Genomic DNA, 7,935 nt, shown 5'->3' on the forward strand with positions numbered 1-7,935 from the left:
CTGCCCCTATGAAATTAGTAGAAAAAGACGCCTTCGCCAAAGCCTCTAACCTCGAAAAAGTCGGTTTGAAGGGTCTTGCCGGTATAATGATGAAGATCCTGAAAATAGACAACATCAATGAGGTGTACGAAAAATTGGCCGGACATAAAGGCGTTGAGTTTATTGACAAACTATTCGAAGAACTTCATGTTACATTTGAATATTTTGAAGAAGAGTTGGGACGAATCCCAAAAAGCGGACCCTTTATCACAGTATCCAATCACCCTCTTGGCGGAGTAGACGGAGTAATTTTGATAAAGCTCATATCATTAGTAAGGCCTGATTTTAAGATTATTGCCAATTTTCTGCTGAAAAAAATAGAGCCGATCAGCGATTTTATTATGCCAGTAAATCCCTTTGAATCCGACCTGGTGAACAAAAGTAGCGTACCGGGGATCAAAGATGCCATTCAACACCTAAAAGAGGGACATCCGCTTGGGATGTTTCCTGCAGGGGAGGTGAGTACCTACCATTTTGAAGAAGGTAAAATACTGGACAAAGAGTGGGAGCCGGGGGCCATCAAACTGATTAGTAAAATGAAAGTACCTGTAGTTCCGGTCTATTTCAAAGCCCGTAATTCCTTTTGGTTTTATCTGCTGGCTTCCATGCATCCACTCCTGCGTACAGCAAAACTGCCCAGCGAAATCTTTTCGCAAAAGAAAAAACCCATTACCGTGCGCATTGGTAAGCCCATACAACCTGCCGAGCTCGACGAATATCCCGATATTGAGTCTCTTTCGCAATTTCTCCGCACACGCACATACATGTTGGCAAGCACTTTACCACCTAAAAAAGCCATGTTAAAACTACCAGTCCTTCAATTAAAAAAGGACATCAAACCCATTGCAGAACCAGCCCCACTTAGTAAAGTCATCGAGGAAATAGAACAACTCAGAAGCAAAGGTAAAAAGCTGACAAGCACAAAAAACTATGAGGTGTATGAATTCATAGGCGATGTATGTCCATACCTGCTACATGAAATAGGAAGACTCAGAGAAGTAACCTTCAGAGAAGTAGGTGAAGGAAGTAATGCAGAAATAGATCTGGACGAATTTGACCAATATTACACGCATCTGATTTTGTGGGACTCCGATGCCCGGAAACTGGCTGGAGCATACAGGTTGGGAATTGGTACACAGATTTATCCAAAATTTGGCCTGAAGGGATTCTATGTGCCCACCCTCTTTAAGATTGAGCCTGAGGCAGAGCATCTCTTTTCTCAGGGCATTGAAATGGGGAGGGCCTTTGTGGTAAAAGAATATCAGGCCAAGCCTTTGCCGTTATTTTTGCTTTGGAAAGGTATTGTACACGTAGTGCTTCGCAATCCCGGACACCGATATCTCACAGGTTGTGTAAGCATCAGCAACAGCTACAGCAAATTTTCCAGAGCCCTGATGATCGAATTTATCAAACTGAATTACCTGGATAAAAAACTGGCCAAATACATAAAGCCCAGAAAAGCCTATAAGGTAAAAATTGACGAGCGGGAGAAAGAGTTTGTCTTATCCAGGGCAAAAAACGATCTTTCCAAACTGGATAAGTTTATCGAAGACCTGGAGCCCGGCAATACGCGAGTTCCCGTATTGCTGAAAAAATACATAAAGCAAAACGCCAAAGTGGTGGCTTTCAATGTGGACCCCAAGTTTAACAATACCTTGGATGCATTTATGTACATCGATATAAACGACCTGCCTACCCAGACCATTCAACCCGTACTCGAAGAGCTCGAAGCTGCTACAAGGATCGCTCAGAATGCACCAGAGTCCGGAGAATGAAGCAAAAACTTAAGATTTTTACTGATTTTATCCAGTCGCTTTATCCCGATGAGGTACTTTTTGTTGCAAATTCCATTAAATCCGAAGATACCCAGGTCATTCAAATATTAAGTTCCCTCAAAGCCGGAGTAGCTACGGGAAAATATCAGTTTGAAACAGAAATTGACAAGCGAAAATACAGCGCTTTAAAAACCAGAATTAGCACTTTGCTGGCGGCCACAGATATCGACAATCAGATCAGCGAAATACATTTTTTTACCCAGAAAATACTGAAGGATGATATAGCGCCAGCAGACGAAGAGAGGTTATTGCAAATTGCCAAAGTAAGCGGCCCTGATGCGTATTATTTCAGGGAATATTACAGGATGTTTTTGAAGCTCAGGGACTTTCTCACCATCAGACTGCGAAAAAAACTATTGCCAGAAGTGGAGGCCTACCTTGAACACCACTTTAGTAGCTACCAGCTCAATCAGGAAGTAGAAAATCAAATTCCTGACCTTACCCATCAGATCATTGAAGAATATGAGCTCAAATCAGTGACAAACGAAGGGGTGGCAAATACCCTGCTGGAGATCAGCAAAAACATCCAACTCGATGGCCACAACAGATACACTGCTGCCGTCAGGCTTTGGTTTTATTACTTAAACAAAGGGGAATACACCTCCATGCTGCGGCATATGGAAGAGTTCAGGTCAGAATTCCTGCTGAAAAGTTGTCCCGGAAAGCGCGTTTTGTCCAATTACTACGCCAACAGATTGCTAGTACATTCAAAACTGAATCAGCTGGAAGATGCGCTGTATTACGGAAAACTCTCGCTTATGTACAAGACATCCGATCACTTGTTTTATCTGACCAATCTGAGCGCAATACTCTCAAGAATGGGACGATCTCAGGAAGCCTATAAGCTGATGCTCAGTGCCTTTGATGAAATGAGGACTACTAGCAATCAATACAATAAAATAAGCTTCATTGCCCAATACATTCACATATTGATTGATCTGAAAAGATATAAACAAGCCGAAGAATTTGCAGAAAATTACCTGCATACAGCCATTAAAGAAGTTTTTGCTACTCGCTGGCATCTGTTTTTTGCCGGATTTTTCAGGTCGCTGGTGATGCAGGAGAAGTTCGGGCGATTGCTCTACATTGTGGGTAAATACAAAATCAAACAATTGGAGGCCGAATACCGCCGAAAGCCCAACTACTTGCCGACCATGAGCTGGTATATCACTTTGGCTGAGTTCATGGAAGGGTATCTCAGTGAGGAAAAGGCTCTCGATTCCATGGCCCAATCGGCTTCTGTACTCATGTCTGATCCCATCAGAAGGCAGAGGATTTCGGAGCAATGCAACATCCTTTTTAAATTTCAACCTGATATGATAAGAAAGCTGAAAAAAAGGTTGGAAATTCAGTAAAATACTGTCCTTGTGTTTAAGATTTAATTTCTACCCGTCATTCTCACATGTCAATTCTTCTCAATACATTCTTTAGACCTGTTTAAAGGATTATATACATCTTCTCGGTCTGTTGACAGGTTTCCTCCAAATGAAATTCTGATGAACAAAATCTTGCGGAGGCGGAAAAAGCACCTTAAACAAAATCAAAGAGCTTCAAAATGCTGATGCACAATATCATGATCAGGACATAGTGGGTGATTTTTGTGGCGTGTTGAGAATGTAAAAAGTAGCGTGTAGAGATGATAGAACCCAAGGATTGACCAAGTGCGAGAACCATTCCCGATGGCCAATGTATCTGACCATACCCAATGAACACAATGAAAGCAGGAATGGATAAAATCATAGCCATCATCAATTTTATAATATTTGCGTCTCTTAAGCTTAGATTCATGGACAATACTAAGATTGTTAGCATTATGATTCCAACCCCCATTTGAATAAATCCAGTATACACTCCTATGAGGAAAAACCAAAGGTAATTTTTCCAAGTATTTATCACCGTATTGGGGTCTGTTTTTTTTCGCCATTTTTTAGGATTAAGAAGCAGACTCAATAAAATTAGCAGCATGAGAAATCCTATGATTTTTTTCAAAACATAATCATCGAGATCCATAACGATTAAAGCGCCCACAAGACTTCCGATAAATGCCGGAATGAAAAATGGAATGCTAAGGGCAATAAGTCTGCGTGTTCTCAAGGTTTTTCTCATGGCGACTACCGAGGTAATGGTTTGCATCATAGCGCCAATGCGATTGGTTCCATTAGCCAGACCCGCCGGCATACCAGCAAAAATCATCAGACTGAGTGTGATGGCGGATCCATTACCAGCGAGCACATTGATGATACCAGTCAATATACCCCCTATAAGGTAGAGCGCATACATCCACCAGTGCGTGTTAAGCGCGATTTCTTCGTTCATCCTTTAGTTTCTGAGAAAAGTTATTAATACTATGAAAGCCAGGATGGCCAGACCCGCACATGTCAGTACACTGCTCCAGTTGCCAAACAATGCATATCCCGTAAGAAACAGCAGGCTGTATGCCAAAACTACGGCCGAGAGCCATCGAACCAGGTTTTTATAAAGCTGGCTATTGTCGGGTTGGAAAATGTGCTCAGGCCATTTGCCGGCAGGTTGCACCCGTTTACAGAAGTTTGTCAACACTTCCTCTGAGGTGGGTGAGGTGAGATAGGCAGTCAGGATCCAGGTGATCATCGTGCCGAATACTACAAGGTAAAAGGTGCCGTTCTGTGTGGTGAAATTTTCCCCCAGAGCGGGTTCAATCCAGATTTTAGAAATGCTCAACAAAACGACAGGAGCAATGGTGGCTACCATTTCGGTAGCAGCATTAATCCGCCACCAATACCATCGCAAGATGAGTACAGCTCCCAGCCCGGCCCCTGCCTGTATGAGGAATTGAGCAGCAGCATCGATGGTGTCGATGACTGAAGAAACAGCGCCACCAGCAATCATAATCAAAAAAGTGAAAATTCTTCCCATCAAAACGGAATTATTACCTCGTACGGTGTCCATTTTTATCAGATGGTAAAAATCATTGGTCAGATAGCTGCTTCCCCAGTTGAGTTGAGTGGAAATAGTACTCATATATGCTGACAAAAAAACCAAAAGCATCAGGCCTCTGATACCTTCCGGCATGTAGTCTCTGATCAGGCGTATGTAGGCATTGCCGGCTTCAGCGTCTGTAAGCCCCGGGTAGATGACCAAAGCGGCCAAAGCTACGACGATCCAGGGCCAGGGTCTGAGACAGTAATGTGCCAGCTGGAACAAGAGCGATGCTCTGACTGCATCGCTTTCGTTTCGGGCCCCCATCATGCGCTGCGATATGTAGCCACCTCCGCCAGGTTCGGCTCCAGGATACCAGCTATTCCACCATTGCAGAGCGATGAATGAAAAAAAAGCCCCTATGGTAATGGATAAAACATCGGATGTGCCGCTTTCGACCATCGGGAAGAAGTGAAATCTCCACTCAGGGAGTTTTTGTACCAAGCCATCGGTGCCCCCGACTTCCGGCAGTTGCAGTACCAGTATAGCCAAAATCACGCTGCCGGTCATTGCGATCGCAAATTGAAGCGCATCAGTGACTACAATGCCAAATAGTCCCGAAATGGCGGAGTAGATGGCCGTGTAAGCCATCAGAAGCATCACGGCAATAAAAGCTGCTGGTTTGTCGAGATAGAAGAATTCGCCTAAAACTTTGACCATTGCTGCATTCACCCAACCGATGATCACTGCATTGAGAAAAAGACCGAGGTACAGGGCTTTAAACATTCGCAATGGCCTGACATATGGACCGCTGTAGCGCAGGCTGATCAATTCTGGTTCGGTCATTATACCGGCTCTCCTCCAGTAGCGTGCGAAGAAAAAGGTGGTGAGCATACCGCCGAGAAGCATGTTCCACCAAAGCCAATTGCCACTGATACCGTGCTGGACCACCTTTTCTGTCACCCAAAGCGGTGTATCCGCAGCAAAAGTGGTGGCCACCATGCTCAATCCGAGTAAATGCCAGCTCAGCGACCTGCCGCCAAGGAAAAAGCTTTCAGCATTGCGCGCACCTTTTTTGCGTAGTTTTAGGTTGATGTAAAGAAATACCATCAAACCGCCAATGGCTATGGTATAATCGATACTGCTCATGAGTGCAAAAGTTGTTCGGCACGGATTTGAAGATTCTCACCTCCAAAATTTCCGGAAGTCATAATGAGAAAAACATTCTTATCGCTTCTGTAAGAAACAGCTGTCTGAAACAACTCACCGGTATCCGTAAATACGTTTTTTACATCTATGCCAAATGCCTGTGCTACCTCGTTGGGATGCAGGTCCGGGAGTTTTTTATGGGCTACAGCCCTGGGGTTGTAATAGACCAATGCGACATCTGCCAGCTGAAGGCTTAGATGATATTGAGGCAGAAAGTCCTTGCTCAGACTTGAGTAGGTGTGTAGTTCGAGAATGGCCACTACTTTATGCTGTGGGAAAGCCTCCTTAATTGCGTGGAGAGTGGCTTTTACTTTACTGGGAGCATGGGCAAAATCCAGAAATACTCTGCTTTCATCAATTTCAAGGAGCGTCTGAAGCCGCCTGGAGGCACCTTCAAAGGTCGAAATGGACTCAAAAAATACGTCCTCTTGTATACCCAATAGTTGGCAAACCCATCGGGCCGCCTCGACATTAGCCATATTGTGGCGGCCGATGATACTTAAGGGTATTGGCCCAACCGACGTATTGAGTTGATAATTTCCGTTGATTATTTCATAGGCGGGTGTAGCGTATGGAAATTTTTTTATTGGTAGCGAAGAGGACTCTACCAGGTGTTTAAGCTTTTGGTCTTCAGCGAAATATAGGACAGCTGCCCCTGGCTCACATTGGTTAAGATATGTGCGAAATTGTTCCAGATAAACCTCTTCTGTAGGAAAAACATTGGCGTGGTCCCATGCAATGCCGGTGATGGCAGTAATGTTAGGACGGTAAAAGTGAAATTTAGGCTGCATTTGTAAGGCTGAAGACGGATACTCATCTCCTTCTATAACCATAAACTCTGCTTCCTCGGTCAGTTTGACCATGGTATCAAATCCGTTGACCAGCGAACCGACCATGTAGTCGATGTTGAGCCCGGCAAATCTGCATACATGCATTACCATACTGGTCACAGTGGTCTTTCCATGGCTGCCTGCTATGACTACCCGAGTTTTATTTTTCGAGTGTTGGTAAAGAAATTCGGGGTAAGAAATGACTTGCAGCCCCAGATTAAGAGCTTTTTGAAGTTCCGGATTGTCACGGCGGGCATGCATACCGAGAATTACCATATCGAGGTCAGAGGTAATTTTTTCAGGAAACCAACCAGTTCTTTCCGGTAGCAATCCTGCCTTTTTGAGTCGGGACAGAGCTGGCTCATAAATCTCATCGTCGCTTCCGGTCACCTTATGACCCATGGCGTGAAGGGCTAAGGCCAGATTGTGCATTGCACTGCCACCGATGGCAATCAGGTGTATCTTCATTTAAATGAAATTGAGCGGACAAATATAGATGTACACCCACAGGCCGGTTTTGATATAGGTTGTGTCTTGTTGGATTAAAGCGCAATAAAATTGCTCATCATATGCACGGCCTTTAACCGCCCCGCCATCGACTTCAAAATTCATTACAGGAGTGTTACTATCAAAGCCGAATGTGCTATATGTGGTATTTCTCTTGCATTGGGGGGTGGGGCAAAGAAGTTTTCCAAAATCGGGTCATCCATTCTAAGGGTGAGATTTAGACGGATGTCATTGCTGAATAGCCTGGCATCGTTTTCGGTATTAAAAAAGCATATTTAACTCATTCCTTCTGGTTTTAAGCCTGGAAACCTTGCGATTTTTCAAACGCTAAAGCCTTAATAATCCAAAGTAACCAAATCTGAGTCATAAGCTCTCTGATTTCCGAAGACGCCAAGTAGACTTTAAAAACAGGAATATATACAGTTACGTATTTGAAACACTGGGTGCAGTATTGAACGTTGCCATGTATTCATTCAATTAATCACCGGTACAATACAATCTCACCTCTTTTTGGGGTTTGTAGGTTGCCATCTCTGTCGGTATAGCGAATGAGGTAGAGATATACTCCTTCCTGGACGGGCTTGCCCTGGTATTGCCCGTCCCAACATTCTTTGGGG

5 protein-coding genes are annotated in these 7,935 nt (G+C 44.0%); 2 read left to right on the top strand and 3 right to left on the bottom strand.

The window, feature by feature from the left end; genetic code table 11:
- Window positions 1–8: 8 nt before the first annotated feature.
- Window positions 9–1,814: a lysophospholipid acyltransferase family protein gene (locus tag DES35_RS08700; RefSeq protein WP_114366357.1), complete on the top strand. Its 1,806-nt coding sequence runs from the start codon at window positions 9–11 to the stop codon at window positions 1,812–1,814.
- Window positions 1,811–3,229: a hypothetical protein gene (locus DES35_RS08705; RefSeq protein WP_114366358.1), complete on the top strand. Its 1,419-nt coding sequence runs from the start codon at window positions 1,811–1,813 to the stop codon at window positions 3,227–3,229. The genes DES35_RS08700 and DES35_RS08705 overlap by 4 nt, the downstream gene beginning before the upstream one ends.
- Window positions 3,230–3,404: 175 nt before the next feature.
- Here DES35_RS08705 and DES35_RS08710 read toward each other — a convergent pair whose 3' ends face one another.
- The 3 genes from DES35_RS08710 to DES35_RS08720 are packed head-to-tail and all read right to left on the bottom strand — an operon-like array spanning window position 3,405 to window position 7,279.
- Window positions 3,405–4,190, bottom strand: a complete 786-nt coding sequence (locus DES35_RS08710; RefSeq protein WP_114366359.1) for a sulfite exporter TauE/SafE family protein — start codon at window positions 4,188–4,190, stop codon at window positions 3,405–3,407.
- Between the two features lie 3 nt (window positions 4,191–4,193).
- Window positions 4,194–5,921 (bottom strand): sodium:solute symporter family protein, encoded by a 1,728-nt coding sequence (locus DES35_RS08715; protein WP_114366360.1) that lies wholly within the window; start codon window positions 5,919–5,921, stop codon window positions 4,194–4,196.
- Complete coding sequence (locus DES35_RS08720; protein WP_114366361.1) at window positions 5,918–7,279, bottom strand: UDP-N-acetylmuramate--L-alanine ligase; 1,362 nt, start codon at window positions 7,277–7,279, stop codon at window positions 5,918–5,920. Before DES35_RS08720 ends, DES35_RS08715 begins: the two co-directional genes overlap by 4 nt.
- Window positions 7,280–7,935: the final 656 nt, after the last annotated feature.

It is taken from the genome of Schleiferia thermophila (assembly GCF_003337435.1).
GTDB classification, from domain to species: domain Bacteria; phylum Bacteroidota; class Bacteroidia; order Flavobacteriales; family Schleiferiaceae; genus Schleiferia; species Schleiferia thermophila.